The 16,339-nt window shown below is 55.0% G+C and carries 15 protein-coding genes and 1 pseudogene; all 16 read left to right on the top strand.

Annotated elements, in window-relative coordinates; all coding sequences use genetic code 11:
• Positions 1–28: 28 nt before the first annotated feature.
• A pseudogene (locus HMPREF1323_RS09335) lies at positions 29–1,171 on the top strand (thiol-activated cytolysin family protein); the annotation flags it as partial.
• 745 nt (positions 1,172–1,916) lie between these two features.
• Positions 1,917–2,684, top strand: a complete 768-nt coding sequence (locus HMPREF1323_RS01840; protein WP_009432505.1) for a hypothetical protein — start codon at positions 1,917–1,919, stop codon at positions 2,682–2,684.
• Positions 2,685–2,810: 126 nt separating this feature from the next.
• Positions 2,811–3,221 carry a hypothetical protein gene (locus HMPREF1323_RS01835; RefSeq protein WP_009432468.1) on the top strand — a complete coding sequence of 137 codons (411 nt, stop codon included), beginning with the start codon at positions 2,811–2,813 and terminating at the stop codon, positions 3,219–3,221.
• A gap of 127 nt (positions 3,222–3,348) precedes the next feature.
• Positions 3,349–3,537, top strand: a complete 189-nt coding sequence (locus HMPREF1323_RS01830) for a hypothetical protein (protein WP_044123887.1) — start codon at positions 3,349–3,351, stop codon at positions 3,535–3,537.
• 122 nt (positions 3,538–3,659) lie between these two features.
• Positions 3,660–4,406, top strand: a complete 747-nt coding sequence (locus HMPREF1323_RS01825; RefSeq protein WP_009432462.1) for a hypothetical protein — start codon at positions 3,660–3,662, stop codon at positions 4,404–4,406.
• A 125-nt stretch (positions 4,407–4,531) separates the two neighbouring features.
• Positions 4,532–5,272, top strand: a complete 741-nt coding sequence (locus HMPREF1323_RS01820) for a hypothetical protein (protein ID WP_009432484.1) — start codon at positions 4,532–4,534, stop codon at positions 5,270–5,272.
• 63 nt (positions 5,273–5,335) lie between these two features.
• Positions 5,336–5,593 (top strand): YtxH domain-containing protein, encoded by a 258-nt coding sequence (locus tag HMPREF1323_RS01815; RefSeq protein ID WP_009432436.1) that lies wholly within the window; start codon positions 5,336–5,338, stop codon positions 5,591–5,593.
• A 135-nt stretch (positions 5,594–5,728) separates the two neighbouring features.
• Entirely contained in the window at positions 5,729–6,589 is an 861-nt protein-coding gene (locus HMPREF1323_RS01810) for a hypothetical protein (protein ID WP_009432424.1), read from the top strand.
• Between the two features lie 48 nt (positions 6,590–6,637).
• Positions 6,638–7,519: a carbohydrate kinase family protein gene (locus HMPREF1323_RS01805; RefSeq protein ID WP_009432430.1), complete on the top strand. Its 882-nt coding sequence runs from the start codon at positions 6,638–6,640 to the stop codon at positions 7,517–7,519.
• 290 nt (positions 7,520–7,809) lie between these two features.
• Positions 7,810–8,529: a hemerythrin domain-containing protein gene (locus HMPREF1323_RS01800; protein ID WP_009432453.1), complete on the top strand. Its 720-nt coding sequence runs from the start codon at positions 7,810–7,812 to the stop codon at positions 8,527–8,529.
• A gap of 90 nt (positions 8,530–8,619) precedes the next feature.
• Positions 8,620–9,231 (top strand): helix-turn-helix transcriptional regulator, encoded by a 612-nt coding sequence (locus HMPREF1323_RS01795; protein WP_009432459.1) that lies wholly within the window; start codon positions 8,620–8,622, stop codon positions 9,229–9,231.
• Between the two features lie 573 nt (positions 9,232–9,804).
• Complete coding sequence (gene dnaN / locus HMPREF1323_RS01790) at positions 9,805–10,944, top strand: DNA polymerase III subunit beta (RefSeq protein ID WP_009432475.1); 1,140 nt, start codon at positions 9,805–9,807, stop codon at positions 10,942–10,944.
• A 30-nt stretch (positions 10,945–10,974) separates the two neighbouring features.
• Positions 10,975–11,745, top strand: coding sequence for a 3'-5' exonuclease (locus HMPREF1323_RS01785; protein WP_009432472.1), 771 nt, complete (start codon positions 10,975–10,977; stop codon positions 11,743–11,745).
• Entirely contained in the window at positions 11,745–12,953 is a 1,209-nt protein-coding gene (coaBC, locus tag HMPREF1323_RS01780) for a bifunctional phosphopantothenoylcysteine decarboxylase/phosphopantothenate--cysteine ligase CoaBC (protein ID WP_009432483.1), read from the top strand. Before HMPREF1323_RS01785 ends, coaBC begins: the two co-directional genes overlap by 1 nt.
• A gap of 35 nt (positions 12,954–12,988) precedes the next feature.
• Positions 12,989–13,885 (top strand): type IX secretion system protein PorD, encoded by an 897-nt coding sequence (locus HMPREF1323_RS01775; protein ID WP_009432427.1) that lies wholly within the window; start codon positions 12,989–12,991, stop codon positions 13,883–13,885.
• Positions 13,886–13,903: 18 nt separating this feature from the next.
• Positions 13,904–15,571 carry a DNA repair protein RecN gene (gene recN, locus HMPREF1323_RS01770; protein WP_044123885.1) on the top strand — a complete coding sequence of 556 codons (1,668 nt, stop codon included), beginning with the start codon at positions 13,904–13,906 and terminating at the stop codon, positions 15,569–15,571.
• Positions 15,572–16,339: the final 768 nt, after the last annotated feature.

Below are 16,339 nucleotides of genomic sequence, written 5' to 3'. Positions count from 1 at the left end.
ACGACATCACACTTATATAAAGACTCTTATGAAGAAGATCACACTTGCACTCGCCCTGCTGACAGGACTCTGCTTCGCTTCTTGCGACAAGACTCCCAATGGTGGAGGTGACACACCCAATCCAGGTCCCGACTCCAGAGAGCCCAAGAACATCCAAGAAGTTGGGCAACTCCTTCGCTCCGCTGGGCACGTCTCCGAGGCTGCCGAAGACAAGCTAATAGCCAGACCGATAGGCGCACCAACTTCAGAGGCAGCTCCTAGGCAGACTCTGGAGTCCTCTGGACTTATCGTTGATTGTGACAAGGTGACTCAGACCATGGAGTATGACTTTACCTCCAACTCTGAGGACTTCGCTATCCTTGATCCTTGGGCAAGCATTCTTTGGCCAGGCTGTCTCATCCAGGGAAAATCAATCCGGGGAAAGAATATACCGACAGCTATCCCCATCATAAGTAAGCGCCAGCCAGGACGTATCAACCTACAGGTCATCTCAGGAGCACGGTCAGCTGGTGATGATGGCGAAGGACTTTGGTACGAAGAAGTATCAGAGATGCGTGAGAGCAACGTCATCCAAGCCCAGAATAAACTCATCCGTCGCTTTCAAGAGAGTGGAGTACCTGCAAGTACCTCATTCACTATGGAAGTCGTACACAGCGCTGAGGAAGCCATCATCGCCAGTGGGCTAGATATTGACAAGAGCTGGGGAAAAGTCAAGGCTTTCTTCGGCACAGGCTTTGACAAAAGAAAAAGCCACGTACTCGTTAAGCTCTACCAACGCTTCTACACTCTCAGTTATGAGGACCCCGATGGAGGATTCAAGGGAGCCTTCAAGCCTACAATCGAGCATAGTGACTTAGCTCCTTATACAGGTCCAGGAAACCCTATCTGTTACATCTCCTCAGTATCCTACGGACGTGTATACTACCTTCTATTCGAAAGCAGCCATACATCAAGCGAACTGATAAGTGCACTTAGTACCAGCTTCACAGGCATTAAGGCAGGGCTAGGAGTACAGAAAAGCAAAGTGCTTGAAGAGAGCCGAGTCAAAATGATTCAGCGAGGAGGGGATGCCTATGGGGGGCTTGTTGCTGCGATCTCTCCGGCTCAGGTCTTCAAGTTCATTGAAGACGGAGCACTTCCTTCCACGAAGAACGTTGGAGCCCCCATCTCCTTTACGATTAAGCATCTTTATGATGCATTACCCGTCCGCATGTCTAATACGCTCAAATACTCTTATGACAAGGTAACCTTCATTCCCAAAACCAAGAATAACAATATTTCCATACTCCTTAGAGATATCGTTGTTGAAACTAGCTCAAAGGGGAAATGGAAAATATCACATAGAGGACACGTTAAGATCCTTGATGCAAACGTCAGCTATGACAAGATAGAAGATAAGGGTATACACTACAAACTATACTTATACGATAACAAGAATGGTAATACAGTGTCTCAAGCTGGTCTGCGAAGCACAGCGTATCTCCCTATCTATGGGCGCACTAATTACAACTGCAAACCTGAGGGGATCAACCATGTGACCTTATCTATAGACATCGAAATTCGCCCCGAAGCATATTCAAGTTGGAGCAGATCTGGACAGAGCAACCAGAGAGTAACCCTCACACGAAGCTTCCATTACGACGAAGCGCAGCGACAATGGAAGGCTCTTAGTGATGACACGGGCACGAGTGGTGATGCCTACCGCACGCTATCGGCTACGCGTACCTTTGAGGATCTCACCTTCAATATACGCACTAACTTCTCTTTCTTCGTTGACAATAGCCTCATCGAATAAAGGTATTTCCTCTATTATAGCATAAAGTCTTCCCCACCCCGCAGCTGTGAGATGGGGAAGACTTGCTTTATGGGGTATGGGAGATCTGCATGGGGTAAGCGTTTTTCCTTAGCTTTGCGCTATGAATAAGATCACAACAACCCTCCTTGGTCTACTCCTCATGATACTCGGCAGCTCCTGTCGCTCCACACAAGCGGTCAGCGAAAACGACTACGACCTCATCGCTATCCTCAGCTTTGATCCGACAGTCGACTCAACTGCACAACCGAAGTATCTCATCAAGAATCTCGATGGCACGCCCTTCGATACGCTGGATATGAATGCCGAGTATAACTTCTTCAATGACTTCGGCAGCCCAAAGCTCAGTGGAAAGATTGTATTCTTCTTCCCAGGGGAGGTTCGCTATCACTTCTTCTGCAAGAAGCCCGAGGAGGGGAAGCCCTTACAGATCCTCATCGGTGATGAATGGAAGACGATCGAGTCTACTCCACAGATCAAGGTAGATAGTACCCGCCACTTCTTCACAAAAGAATTCGTCTTCCTCCCAATTGTAGACTACGGGCAGGATCTACCTATAGCCTTCTATCCCACTCCCAAGGAAGACCCTGCCAAGCGCATCACCCTGAAGCAAGACAAGCTGAACGATGTAAAGGTGTTCTTCATGCGCGATATTCAGGGCGAGTGGATGAAGCTCCAGCTATGCGTCGACCTCTCGTCGAATGGGCTTTTCCGTGATATAGACAGCGCGTCTTATGACTGCGAATTTAGAGACTGGGACCAGCTCAGCAAGGTGAGCAAGGACAATCCTACCTACTGGATCCGCTGGCGTGATGGGAGCAAGGTCCTGATCCCACAGGACTATCTGGAGTACAGAGACGTCGAATGCTAAGCGTAGCGCATATCCCTTATGTCCGCACGTCTTCCCCATCCCGCAGCTGTGAGATGGGAAGACTTGTCTTATGGGCTATGGGAATGCTATCAATTATAAGGCAAGCGTTTTCCTTAGCTTTGCTCTATGAAGAAGCTCACGACAGTCCTCCTTGGGCTACTCATCCTTTTCAGCTCCTCCTGCCGCCTCCTCAAGCCAAGCAAAGACATGGGATATGACTTCGTCGCTACGCTCTTCAATGGCGAAATAGGAGCCGATGGTATGCGCTACTTCATCAAGAATCTTGATGGGACGATGTACAATAGCAACGTAGCCCTTGTAGACGGCGGCCCCAGCGTAGACTCTGCCCTCGGTGAGAAAATATTTATCTACTACTGGGCGAATGAGGCCTACGGCTTCTTCTGCAAGAAGCCCCAAAAGGGGAAGCCTCTCCAGATCCTTGTCGGTGACGAGTGGAAGCTCCTAAACCATACCCAGTCTGTCCGTGTCGATAGCACCGTCAAGTTCTTCCAGCGCTACATGATAGCCCGAAGATAAGGGGCAGGAATCGCGTCTGGTCAACGTCTACCTCGTCCCACGAGAAGACCCATCACAGCAGTTTGAGATACGACAAGATAGCTCTGAGATCAAGCACTTCTTCATACGCGAGATCCGTGCTGAATGGATGAAGCTCCAGCTATGTATCGACTACAGCTCCTACTTTACCCACTATGTCGGCGAGATCGGGTTAGAGAGTTGGGAAGAAATATCCCAGCGCAGCTCAACCTATCCGACCTACTGGATCCGATGGAGGCAGGGGACGAAGCTACTCACGCCACTCTCGGACTTCTACGACAAGTACGCCTATTGGTAGGATAGCTCAACCGCTATGAAGCTCCCCCTTGCGGTACTAAGCAGGCTACCTCGTCGCGCTATCGATAGGCGGCGATAGGAAGGAGCGACAAGTGAACCATGGGTTTTCCTTAGCTTTGCAGCATGAATAAGATTACGACAGCCCTGCTTGGGCTCCTTACACTCCTGTGTGTATCCTGCCGCTCTACGAAACAAGAGCAAAGCAATGACAGTGGCTATGACTTCATCGCCTCACTCTTTTATCCCTCGGAAACCGATACCAACGGCATATCCTACGTCCTCAAAAATCCTGATGGCACGGTCTATTGCAATATCGGCTACTCCTACGAAAAGGGCTTCTACGAAGAGGGCTTCAGCGACTCGCTGCTCTCCGGAAAGATCTTCATCTACTTCCCCGATAACGGGATCTATGGCTTCTTCTGCAAGAAGCCCGAGGAGGGGAAGCCTATCGAGGTACGAGTAGGCAATGAATGGAAGATCCTTGAGAGCGCCCCCAGCATTCACGTTGATAGCACGTCGAAGTACCTGCAGGACTATATGTTCTCTCCCTTGGGTCTACAAAACGAGCCCTTTGACATCGACTTCTATCCCAGCCCGAAGGCCGACCCAGCAAAGAAGATCACCCTCATGCAAGACAGCGTCGGCATGAAGGACTTCTTCGTGCGTGAGATCCAAGGCGAGTGGATGAAGCTCCAAGAGTGCATCGACTACGGCCCACTCTATGCCGAAGATGCTATCGTCGATGAAGAGGGCTGGGAGAAGATCTCCAAGCTCAGCGAAAAGAATCCCATCTACTGGATTCGCTGGAGAAAGGGAGACAAGATCCTCACACAGACGGGGTTCTACTTCAAGTACGGCTGCAGCATATAGCTAACACATCAACACAAAAGCAAGGCTTCCCTATCCCTCAACGACGAGGCGGGGAAGCCTTCCTTATTTAGTTCCTCCCTCTACGAGATGATAGTGTGGTAGAGCTTTTTCCTTAGATTTGCCGTATGAATAAGATGACAACTGCCCTACTTGGGCTCTCCACACTCCTCGGCATCTCTGGTTGCGGAGCAAAGCAAAGCAATAGTCAACAGACTATGAATGAGGATGACGGCTACACATTCGTCGCTACGCTCTTCTGCTCCATGGATGGCCCCAACAGTAGCCCCGCACACTACTACCTCAAGAATCCTGACGGTACCCTCTACCTGGATATCCATAACGAGGAAAACGACCTTACGCCCGACTCCCTACTCGACGGTAAGATCTTCGTCTACTATTGGAATGTCGTGAGCTACGCCTTCTTCTGCAAGAGACCAGAAGCGGGCAAGCCTATCGAAGTACGCGTCGGAGATGAATGGAAGACCCTCGAGAGTAGTGCCCATATCCAGATCGACAGCACGGGGAAGTTCCTCCAGCAATATACGTACGTGCCGAGAGGAGAGGAAGGCGAACGTCTCCCTTTGGACTTCTACCCCAACCCGAAAGTTGCCCCAGGAAAGAAGATCACCCTCATACAAGACAGCTTCGGGAGAGGATTCTTCATCCGCGATGTCCAGGGTGAATGGATGAAGATACAGGGTATAGACTACAGTGCATGCCCCGACAGAGAAGGAGTCATCGAAGAGGAAGAATGGGCGAAGGTCTCCAAGGCCTCCGAAGTCAATCCCAGCTACTGGATTCACTGGAGGGAGGGTAGCAAGATACTTATCTATCCAAATGAGTTCATCCACAAATACAGTGTATAGTCAAGAAATAATCTTACCTTTACACTGTTCATACATATATTAATCTCTAATCGAACAAAGATTATGTCTAAGTGCTCAAATGGAAACGGAAACTTCTTCCTCGGTGTGCTCATCGGCGCAGCCGCAGGGGCAGCCGCAGCTTACTTCTCCGATCGTCGTAAGCGCGAAGCTTTCTCTGATAACTTCTCCAGCAGCGTAGAGCGCGCTCGCGACAGCATCGTCGAAGGGTACTACGAAGCGAAGGACCGCTATAATCGCTACCGCAACAAGCTCACCGAAGAGACCCACGATCTGCTCGATGAGATTCAAGACAACGATTAGTCTTCGCACGCGAAGTCAGTCCTAAAAGGCCGAGGCGAATACACGAGGGCAGCGCTCCCCACAGGGAGGTCTGTAGCTCTGTGTATTCGCCTCGCTTTCTTCTCCCTCCATATATTCTAAGTATACATAGCGCATATGAAGTCTAAGCAAAGTGGATTCTCACTACCTAAGTTCGTCTATCATCTCGGTCACCTCAGCCGTGAGCGTATCGATATCACGGCCCTATCACTGGGAGGATCGATAGCCCGTGGCACCGCGAAGATCGTCTTCTGGGTGCTGATTGCTTTCCTTTTCTTCTTCCTCTTCCTCGCGCTGAATATCGCTCTGGGCTTTATGCTCGGCACATGGAGTGGCGAATCCCCTGCGATAGGCTTCCTCTATCTGGCAGCTGGCTATGTCGGGCTCATCTTGCTGATAGTGCTCCTGCGCCCCTTGATCACCAAGATCGTACGTGATATCGTTGCCCGCCGAGCACTCGCTCAGACACAGCGTCTGAATGTGCGTCTCGACCTCATCCCCACCTTCCGCAAGCAGCGCTACAATAGTCCCTCCCGCACTATGCACCAGCGTGGCTCGTACCTCGTCCTTGAGCAGGCTCGCCATCAGACGCTCCTACTGCAGGATGAGACTTTCCCCGAGGTCGCACGTGGCTTGACTTATATCCGCGACCACGGCTCTGAGCTGGTCACCTCCTATGTCCGAGGCGAGGCGATCAACTATGCTACGACCATCCCCGTCGTCGGCACCATCCTCAACAAACTAGGCTATAAGTCCACCCGCCATCAGCGCGTCATCGGTACAGGTGGAGCTGACTCTACCCATGGGAAGCTCGGCAAGTACAGCAAGTACATCCCCTATGTACTCTCCATCTGGGAGATTTTCGCCCCCGCTCTCATCGGTGTGGCTGCATCTCAAGCACAAGGCTTCTTCCTACGACTCTTCACCAAGAGAGCCACGAACGTCACGAAGACCAAGAAGCCTTTCTGGCGCCGATAGCCCCTCCTTCATCCGATCCATCCACACACTATCTATTGACTCTACCCAATGAAGAAGTATACTATCGTCGGCATCGGTGAGCTGCTCTTCGATGTCTTCCCTGACCGCAAGGCCCTTGGTGGCGCACCGACCAACTTTGCCTTCCACTGCCAGCAGCTCGGGCACGAAGCCATCTCTGTCAGCGCTATCGGACATGATGCCTTAGGCGAAGAGATCAAGGCCGAGCTCCAGGCACGCCAGCTACCGGCCATTCTACAAGAGACGGACTACCCCACCGGCACGGTACAGGTCACCCTCTCTGCTACGGGAAGCCCCACGTATGAGATCTCCGAGGACGTTGCGTGGGATCATATCGCCTTCACCGACGAGCTGCGAGCTTTGGCACAGCGCACTGATGCCGTCTGCTTCGGTTCGCTCGCTCAGCGCCACGAGGCATCTCGCACGGCGATCCTCAGCTTCCTCAAGGCGATGCCCGAGGGTAGCCTACGTATCTTCGACATCAACCTCCGCCTGCAGTACTATACCCGCGAGACGATCCATACGTCACTGGAGCACGCAGATATCCTGAAGCTCAACGATGAGGAGGTACCCATCGTCGCACGCCTCTTAGGGCTCGAGGGCGATATGGAGGCCGTCTGCCGCCAGGTGCTCACCGACTACGGCCTGCGCGCAGTGATCCTAACCCGCGGAGCAGACGGATGCTCGATCTATCATGAGAAGGGAAGTGTCTTCCATCCATCGGCCTGTATCGAGGTAGCCGATACGGTAGGTGCTGGCGACTCCTTCACCGCAGGCTTTGTCTCAGCGCTATTAGCAGGAAGAAGTCATCTGGAGGCTGTCGCACTTGCCACACGTGTCGCCGCCTTCGTCTGCAGCCATCACGGTGCTATGCCCACGCTACCGAGCGAGTATCGCGTAGTCGAGGCATAGGTATAAAAGCTGACCTGGCCATCTCTCCCGAGATAGCCAGGTCATTCGATTTATCACTTAAACGGTTTACTATTTACAAGAGTCAATTGCTTCTAAAGCCGTATCACTCTCACAATGCAAAGGTAGACCAACCCCAAAGAGGCCACAATACCCATTTGTAATGATTATCTGCGCCCCATCTACCTAATTAAGTGGATTGTACTCGGTAGGATAATGCTCTACCTTTGCCCTACATTCATCGGGCTAGCCTCCAAGCACAGCCTCCACAGCATCCCTCAACGACTTGATCAATGAACTCATACAGACACCTCCAAGGTCACACCTACGTCACGCCCTTCACAGCTCATACCCGCATCAGTGACGTCATCTTAGGCAGCGCCAGCGCACTGCTCATCACCTCGCGCTTCGGCATCCCCTTGGGCTTTGGAGACCAAAGCATCGGCCAGGTATGCCAAGAGCATGGTGTCGATGTCAAGACCTTGCTTCTCCTCCTCAATAGCTCGATCATCGATGGATATGAGCCCACGCCCGAGCTCATCGCCTCGGTGCATCTGGATAGCCTGCTGAAGTACTTGATCAATTCGCACTCTTACTTCCTCGACTTCCGCCTACCGCTGATCCGCCAGCGCCTCCTCTCGGCGATGTCGAACTGCCCCCAAGACCTGATGTATGTCATACGCCGCTTCTTCGATGAGTACGCCGAAGAGGTGCGTAAGCACATGAACTACGAGGACCGAGTCGTCTTCCCCTATGCCCGCAAGCTCATGGCGGGCGAGCGCGACAGCAACTACAACATCGGTATCTTCATCAAGCGTCACGACCAGATCGAGCTCAAGATCACCGAGCTCAAGAACCTCCTGATCAAGTACTACACCGCTCCGACGGGCTACGAGATGACCGCCGTGCTCAACGATATCTTCGCCGTCGAAGTCGACCTCGCTGGTCACAACTATATCGAGGATGCGATCTTCACTCCCTTCATCGAATATCTGGAGAGCCAGCAGGCCTAAGGTCACACCGCCTACTCGCGCTCCCCACAGCGGGCATCACTAGAGACCAAGGGCCCGCTCTACTCTACCCTACCCAAGCTGATATATCCCATGGTCACGCCTATCAAGATAGCTGTCGCAGAGCCGTCCTCCATCGTCCGATCGGGGCTGGAGGCTCAGCTGCGCAAGCTTCTCCACTATAAAGCCCAGATCATCTACCTCCTCGATGACAACCGTCGTGAGTGGCAAGACATCGCTTCGGTCATCTCTGCGGATATCTTCATCATCAATCCCCTCCTGACAGGTCCCACCCCACGGGCTTGCCTCCCTCATCTCCCTGAGCACACGAAGCTCATCGCGCTGTGCTACGGGCTCTATGATGCGGGCATCCTCAAGGAGTTCGACGCTGCGATTCACCTCGCAGACTCCCCCACGCAGATCTCCGACACCATCGACCAGCTCCTGCAGAGCGAGCCTTCAGCAGCTCCTCTCGCCTCGGACTCACAGACCCTCACACCACGCGAACGTGAGATCATCATCTGCGTCGTCAAGGGCATGACGAACAAGGAGATCGCGGGCCAACTCTACCTCTCGACCCACACCGTCATCACCCACCGACGCAACATCTCGAAGAAGCTCCAGATCCACAGCCCCAGCGGTCTGACGATCTATGCGATCATGAATAAGCTCGTCGAGCTGGAGGACATCAAGCAAGACCTCTAAGCGTCACGCCCCACCGAGCGTAAGTTCACCTCCATATCTCAGCGCTCCCCAATAGCGATTCCTTCCATTAGGACGCTATTGGGGAGCGTTCGTTTAGAGGCACTTCGCCATACCACTTGGCACATCATTTCTCTTGAAGAAAAGCTCCAAGTCACCTCGAAGAAAGCCGTATTTCAGCTCAGGAAAAGCAGCAGAGCAGTAGTGTAAAACCTTCGTCTACGTGCGTAGTCATAAAGATCACGCAGGAGGATCATAAGATCTACGCACGTAGATTTAAAGACCAGGCACGTAGACCAAAGAATAACCGTAGAGCTTCAGGGAAACAGCTCCTTGAGAATGAAAGAATAGGAGCTATCCGGATGACTTTTCTTTGGTGCATTGCTGAGCGCAAATAGGGCGGAAGCTTGAGGCATCGCTATGGTGCGGCGGCGGTGTAATAAGGCAGTAAAAGGAAGCCCCTTCGCACGGAGGCTCAAGGAGGGGGCGTGGCTGACGGCGCACCTCTCGTAGCATAGTGCTGATCCAGCGGGAATTCCGTATATTTGTGTACTACAAAAATTACATTCGCACAGCATGAAATTTACTGTCACCAGCAACGACCTGCTCCTGCAGCTCCAGGCTGTAGCCAAGGTCATCAATCAGAAAAGTGTAGCAGCAGTCCCCGTACTCGAAAACATCCTCTTCGAGCTTCAGGGCAACATACTTACCCTCACCGCCGCAGACCAGAGCAACCGCCTGACCTGCGCTCTCGAAGTCAACAACCTCGGGGAAGATGGCTCCTTCGCCGTACGAAGCAACATCATCCTCGACGCTATCAAGGAGCTCTCCGACCAGCCTATCGAGATCGACGTCGATAGCGAAGGCGGGAAGGCTACCATCACCTATAGCAACGGGCACTACAGCTTCCTCTCTACCTCTGCGGACATCTATCCTCAGGGCATCGAGCTTGACGAAGCTCGCACCATCGTCATGCCCGCTCAGAGCCTGCTGAAGGGCCTTGAGCGCACCCTCTACGCTGCCAGCGATGACGATACGCGCCCCATCATGACGGGGGTCTATCTCGACTTCTTCCCTGAGAAGCTCATCACGGTAGCCTCCGACGGCCGTATCCTCGTGCGCTACACCGACTCCAACATCAAGTGCGGTGAGACGGCATCCTTCTGCCTCCCCGCTCGTATCGCACAGCTCCTGACCCGCGGGATCCTCGCGAAGGAAGCAGGCGAAGTCACGATCAGCTTTGACGGGCGCAATGCCAGCTTCTCTATGCCCAGCGGCTCGCTCACGGCACGTCTCCTCGAAGGGAAGTTCCCCAACTACAACTCCGTCATCCCCACCAGCTCGGTACACAATATCATCGTCGACAAGGATCAGCTATTCTTCGCGTCGAAGCGCGTCTCGCTCTTCTCGAACCGTGCCAGCAGCCTCGTGATCCTCGACTTCGCTGATGACTCGATCCGCATCACTGGTCAGGACCTCGACCTCTCGATCGCAGCTGAGGAGACGATCTCCTGCTCGGGCCAGCAGGCTGGTACGCGCCTGCGCATCGGCTTCGACTTCAGCTACCTGCAGCGCCTCCTGCAGAACGTAGCGAGCGAGCAGATCCAGTTCAGCCTCAACGACCAGACGCGTGCTGGTGTCATCACCCCGCTCACCAGCGACGAAGGTATCGACATCACCGCCCTGATCATCCCCATGAAGCTCTTAGGCGAATAGTAGCCGAGGAGCACTACACCTATTGCATACATGAAGCTTAATCTACAGCGCCCGATCGTCTTCTTCGACCTGGAGACGACGGGCGTACAGATCACTCGTGACCGCATCGTCGAGATCTCGATCCTGAAGATCAGCCCCGACGGCGAGCGCGAGACCAAGACCCGACGCATCAATCCCGAGATGCCCATCCCCGCAGAGGCCTCTGCCGTGCATGGCATCACGGATGCCGATGTCGCTGACTGCCCCACCTTCGCGCAAGTAGCACGCAGCCTCTACACTTGGCTGGAGGGCTGTGATATCGCGGGCTTCAACTCCAACCGCTTTGACGTACCGATGCTCATCGAGGAATTCCTCCGCGCTGGCGTCGCTGTGGACTTCGACGACCGCCACTTCGTCGACGTGCAGACGATCTTCCACAAGATGGAGCGCCGCACACTCGAGGCTGCTTACAAGTTCTACTGCGACAAGACGCTGGAGAATGCCCACTCGGCTGAGGCGGACACGCTGGCTACCTTCGAAGTCCTCGAAGCCCAGCTTGACCGCTATCCCGAAGACCTCAAGAACGATATCCCCGCGCTGGCAGAATTCTCTACCCACGGGCGTCGTGTGGACTTCGCTGGGAGCCTAGCGTACAACGACAAGGACGAGATCGTCATCAACTTCGGTAAGTACAAGGGTGTCCCCGTCACGGAGGTCTTCCGCAAGGACTCTGGGTACTACAACTGGGTCATGGGCGCACAGTTCCCGCTCGAGACGAAGCGCTGGTTCTCCCGCCTCTACCAAGAGACACGCAAGCTATAATGGGCATCCTCAGCGGTAAGCACATCGTCCTCGGCATCTCGGGGAGTATCGCGGCATACAAGGCCGCCGTCTTGACGCGTCTTCTCGTGCGCAAGGGTGCGGAGGTACAGATCGTCATCACCCCTGCGGGGAAGGAGTTCATCACGCCCATCACCCTCTCTGCACTGAGCTCACGCCCCGTCATCAGCGAGTTCTTCAGCGGACGTGACGGCACGTGGAATAGCCATGTCGATATCGGTCTATGGGCAGATGCTATGGTCATCGCACCCGCTACCGCCGCCACCATCGGGAAGATGGCGCACGGTGTAGCGGACAACATGCTCCTGACGACCTACCTCTCGATGAAGGCTCCCGTCTTCATCGCCCCAGCGATGGACCTGGATATGTTCGCCCACCCCTCGACGACGGACAACCTCGACCTGCTGAGTCAGCGTGGCAACTTCATTATCGAGCCTCAGTCAGGTGAGCTTGCCAGCCACTTGGTCGGCAAGGGTCGCATGGAAGAGCCCGAAGGTATCGTCGCTGCACTCGAAGACTTCTTCTCCTCTACCCTCGACTATGAGGGGCGTCGCGTAGTCATCACGGCTGGGCCGACGCACGAGCCTATCGACCCCGTGCGCTTCATCGGCAATCACTCTACGGGCCGTATGGGCATCGCTCTGGCGGAGGAGTTCGCACGTCGTGGTGCAGAGGTCGATCTCATCCTCGGCCCTTCGTCACTCAAGCCCTCCGAAGCTGTACGCACTACCCATGTGACGACGGCCGAAGAGATGCTACAGGCTACGGAGGAGGTCATCGAGGAGGCTGATATCGCTATCTTCTCGGCTGCCGTCGCCGATTACCGCCCACGCTATCACCACACGGAGAAGATCAAGCGTGAGGGACAGGCGGAGATGGAGCTTGAGCTCGTCCGCAATCCCGACATCGCTGCTACGCTCGGCGCCCGCAAGCGCCCCGAGCAGTTCTTCGTCGGCTTCGCCCTCGAGAGTAATGCCGGTGTCGAGGAGGCTAAGCGTAAGATGCACGCCAAGCACTTCGATGCCATCGTGCTGAATAGCCTGCAAGATGCTGGTGCTGGCTTCGCCCATGAGACGAATAAGGTCACGATCTTCGACCGTGAGGGCTCTATCGAAGCCTACGAGCTGAAGAGCAAGGATGCTGTAGCCCACGACATCGCGAGCTTCATCATCAAGCGCCTCGGCGAATAGCTATCCCCTTCGTCCGCCCCATCAAGTCAAGCCTGATGCGTCTACTCCACCTCGTCCTACTCGTCCTCACGCTGGGGCTTCTGCCACTACAAGCGCAGGAGCTACGAGCGAAGGTAGAGCTACGGACAGAGGCGCTGGGTAGCGAAGGGCAGATACACTACGAGGGTCTGCGTCGCCAGCTCACCGACCTCCTCGGTCGCACGCGCTGGACGGACCTTGCCTACAAGGAGGGTGAGCGTATCGATGTCTCCTTCATCTTCACCTTGCACGAGCGCAGCGAAGCGGGTGAGTACAAAGGCGAGCTGGTCATCTCCGCCCGTCGACCCGTCTACGGCACGGACTATATGAGCCCGACGCTTCTCCTGCGCGATCCCAGCATCACCTTCACCTACCTACCAGGCGACCCACTCACCTATCAGGAGACGGAGCCCGAGCATCCGCTGGTGGCGCTCTGCTCCTTCTACGCGCTGTACGTCATCGCGAGCGACCTTGATAGCTTCTCTCCCCTCGGAGGTAGTCGCCTCCAGCCTCGCCTGAGTGCCCTCGTGGCCTCAGCTATGAGTCACCCCGACTGGAAGGGCTGGAGCAGTACCGAGCGTGGTCTGTCACGCACGCGACGCTTGGAGTACCTGACCTCGCAGGAAGATGAGCGCTACCGCCAGTGCTGGTACCGCTACCACCGCGAGGGCTTAGACCGCCTCTCCTCCAGCCCTGAGGAGGCCCGTGAGGTCCTCCTTGAGGTCACTAAGGAACTCGTGGAGCTTCGCAAGATCCGTTCCCGCTCGGTCGTACTCTCCGACCTTGAGCAGACCAAACTCCCCGAGCTTATCCAGCTCTTCCGCTCCGCACCCCAGAGCGAGCGTCTTCTTCTCTCTGAGCGCCTTCGCCAGCTCTTCCCCACCGCGGGAGACCAGCTGCAGGCACTCCGCTAATCCCCGCTTCTCTCAGTTATGCTTCAGAGTCTCAGCATTCGGAACTTCGTGCTCATCGATGAGCTCACCATCCAGTTCACCCCGCACTTCTCCGTCATCACGGGTGAGACGGGTGCTGGTAAGAGTATCCTCCTCGGTGCGATCGCCCTCCTGATGGGGCAGCGTGCCGATAGCTCCACGATCCGTCCTGGGGCTGAGCGCTGCGTCATCGAAGCCCGCTTCACCCACCTTGACGCAGCCGTGGGGGCTATGCTCGAGGAGGAAGATATCGATAGCGACGAGGAAGAGTGCATCGTGCGCCGTGAGATCACGGCCAAGGGTAAGAGCCGCGCCTTCGTCAACGATACCCCCGCCTCGCTCCAGCTCCTCAAGCGTCTGAGCGAATACCTCATAGACATCCATTCGCAGCACAAGAACCTCCTCCTCGGTGACGCAGGCTTCCAGCTCTCCGTCCTCGATCTGTACAGCGGGGAGCTGCCCTTGCTCAGCGAATATCAGGCAGCCTTCCGCACCTTCCGCAGTGAACAGCGTGCCTACGAAGAGGCTTGTCAGGAGGCCGAAGAGCTGAGACGCGAGCAGGACTACCTACAGTTCCAATACGACCAGCTGGAGGAAGCCGAAGTAGAGTCGGGCGAACTCGAATCGCTCGAAGAGGAAGAGCGTCAGCTCTCCCATGCCCAAGAGATCCGTGAGGAGCTCAGTAGCGCCGCCTCCGCCCTCGAGGATGACGAGCACGGTGCCCTACCTGCTCTCTTCCATGCCCTGCGCTCCGTCGAGAGCATCCGCCGCTACCACACGCCCGCTGCTGAGTGGTGCGAGCGTCTGGAGAGCGCACGTATCGAGCTCCAGGACCTGGCAAGCTCGATGAGCGACGAGGCGGAGGAAGTGACCTTCAGCCCGAAGCGTCTGGCGAAGGTCGAGGCTCGCCTGGATCTCATCCGTGGGCTCCTGCACAAGCATAGCCTCACGAGCTGCGACGAACTCATCGCCCTCAGGGATGATCTCTCCAGCCGTCTTGAGCAAATCAACTCCTCTGACGAGCACCTCACTGCCCTCTCCGAAGCCCTCAAGAAACGCGAAGCCGAGGTTCTCCGCCTCGGGAAAGCCCTCAGTAAGACCCGCACCAAGGCTGCTCGCACTATCGAAGGCGCCCTCATCACCACGCTCCACGAGCTGGGCATGCCTCATGTGCGCTTCGTCATCCGTCAAGATGTCTTAGACGCTCCCACCCTTCACGGTCTGGATCACGTCACCTTCCTCTTCTCCGCGAATAAGGAGATCGAGCCCGAGCCCGTAGCGGAGATCGCTTCGGGTGGGGAAATCTCCCGCCTCATGCTCGCTATCAAGGCACTCATCGCTGACCGCCGCAGCCTCCCCACGATCATCTTCGACGAGATCGATACGGGCGTCTCGGGCGAGACAGCCGAGCGCATCGCCACGATCCTCCGCCGTATGGGCGAGAGCATGCAGGTCCTCGCGGTGACGCACCTCCCTCAGATAGCCGCAGCGGGCGAAGACCACTTCTACATCTACAAGGAGCACGGCGAGGCAAGCACGCGCAGCTACATCCGCCACCTCTCCTCCGAGGAGCGCATCGATGAGATCGCGCGTATGCAGAGCGGTAGCAAGCTCACCGACGTCACCCGTGCTGCAGCTAAGGCACTCTTAGAGACTGCGCAAAGCTAAGCTACCTCCCGATACCATCCCCTTCACTTCATACGCCTCCCGCTGCAAGACTCTCATAGGTCTGCAGCGGGAGGCGTATCTCTATACCGCACATGGATGTAGAGGTAGAGATATTGACCTATATTGAGACTGGGGCCGAGAGTCCTGCCCCCTACTTATTGTAGCACACCCAGCTCCCCGATATGCCTCTCCGAAGAGATACACAAGCCCTTCGATTTATCGCGCGTATTCCTCTAATTAAGCGGAGGGAAAAGCATCGTTCTCGCGAAGAAAAAACCGCCTTCCCGTAGTGGTTTTTCTGCATCTATGTACGTAGTCTTAAAGACCAGGCACGTAAATCCAAATATCCACGTACGTAGATATTAGAACCACGTACGTAGCCCAAACTTATCTGCCACTCGTCCGCAACTTTTATCCCTACGCCGAGCAACAACCTATATTGGTCAGCGGGCGAACCTATATAGGTTGGGATGACGACCTATATAGGTCACGACAGCGACCTATATAGGTTCGCCCGCTGACCAATATCGGTTCATACGCCACCACCTATGGTATGCGAAGGAGAGGGCCATAGCTTGGAGCCATCACCCTCTATTGAAGGGTATACCGCCCACGCCCACAGCCCTCTATCTGACTCAGGCAGTCAAAGGGCTGCAACGCAAGTAAGTCCGACAATTTGTGTACCTTGGCACAGTCTTTGTACATCGTACATCAAGAAGTAAGTATTCACTAACCTCCGTCGTCTTGTCGGGATATACTCCCCTAAGA

Origin of the sequence: Porphyromonas sp. oral taxon 279 str. F0450 (genome assembly GCF_000292995.1) — a bacterium.
Taxonomy (GTDB): domain Bacteria; phylum Bacteroidota; class Bacteroidia; order Bacteroidales; family Porphyromonadaceae; genus Porphyromonas; species Porphyromonas pasteri.
The sequence above is the reverse complement of the archived record's forward strand: the minus strand, read 5'-3'. Positions and strand labels throughout refer to the sequence as shown.

Coding starts and splice junctions, on each gene's coding strand:
- HMPREF1323_RS01840 (WP_009432505.1), top strand. CDS start 1,917: ATGAATAAGATCACAACAACCCTCCTTGGTCTACTCCTCATGATACTC.
- HMPREF1323_RS01835 (WP_009432468.1), top strand. CDS start 2,811: ATGAAGAAGCTCACGACAGTCCTCCTTGGGCTACTCATCCTTTTCAGC.
- HMPREF1323_RS01830 (WP_044123887.1), top strand. CDS start 3,349: ATGAAGCTCCAGCTATGTATCGACTACAGCTCCTACTTTACCCACTAT.
- HMPREF1323_RS01825 (WP_009432462.1), top strand. CDS start 3,660: ATGAATAAGATTACGACAGCCCTGCTTGGGCTCCTTACACTCCTGTGT.
- HMPREF1323_RS01820 (WP_009432484.1), top strand. CDS start 4,532: ATGAATAAGATGACAACTGCCCTACTTGGGCTCTCCACACTCCTCGGC.
- HMPREF1323_RS01815 (WP_009432436.1), top strand. CDS start 5,336: ATGTCTAAGTGCTCAAATGGAAACGGAAACTTCTTCCTCGGTGTGCTC.
- HMPREF1323_RS01810 (WP_009432424.1), top strand. CDS start 5,729: ATGAAGTCTAAGCAAAGTGGATTCTCACTACCTAAGTTCGTCTATCAT.
- HMPREF1323_RS01805 (WP_009432430.1), top strand. CDS start 6,638: ATGAAGAAGTATACTATCGTCGGCATCGGTGAGCTGCTCTTCGATGTC.
- HMPREF1323_RS01800 (WP_009432453.1), top strand. CDS start 7,810: ATGAACTCATACAGACACCTCCAAGGTCACACCTACGTCACGCCCTTC.
- HMPREF1323_RS01795 (WP_009432459.1), top strand. CDS start 8,620: ATGGTCACGCCTATCAAGATAGCTGTCGCAGAGCCGTCCTCCATCGTC.
- dnaN (WP_009432475.1), top strand. CDS start 9,805: ATGAAATTTACTGTCACCAGCAACGACCTGCTCCTGCAGCTCCAGGCT.
- HMPREF1323_RS01785 (WP_009432472.1), top strand. CDS start 10,975: ATGAAGCTTAATCTACAGCGCCCGATCGTCTTCTTCGACCTGGAGACG.
- coaBC (WP_009432483.1), top strand. CDS start 11,745: ATGGGCATCCTCAGCGGTAAGCACATCGTCCTCGGCATCTCGGGGAGT.
- HMPREF1323_RS01775 (WP_009432427.1), top strand. CDS start 12,989: ATGCGTCTACTCCACCTCGTCCTACTCGTCCTCACGCTGGGGCTTCTG.
- recN (WP_044123885.1), top strand. CDS start 13,904: ATGCTTCAGAGTCTCAGCATTCGGAACTTCGTGCTCATCGATGAGCTC.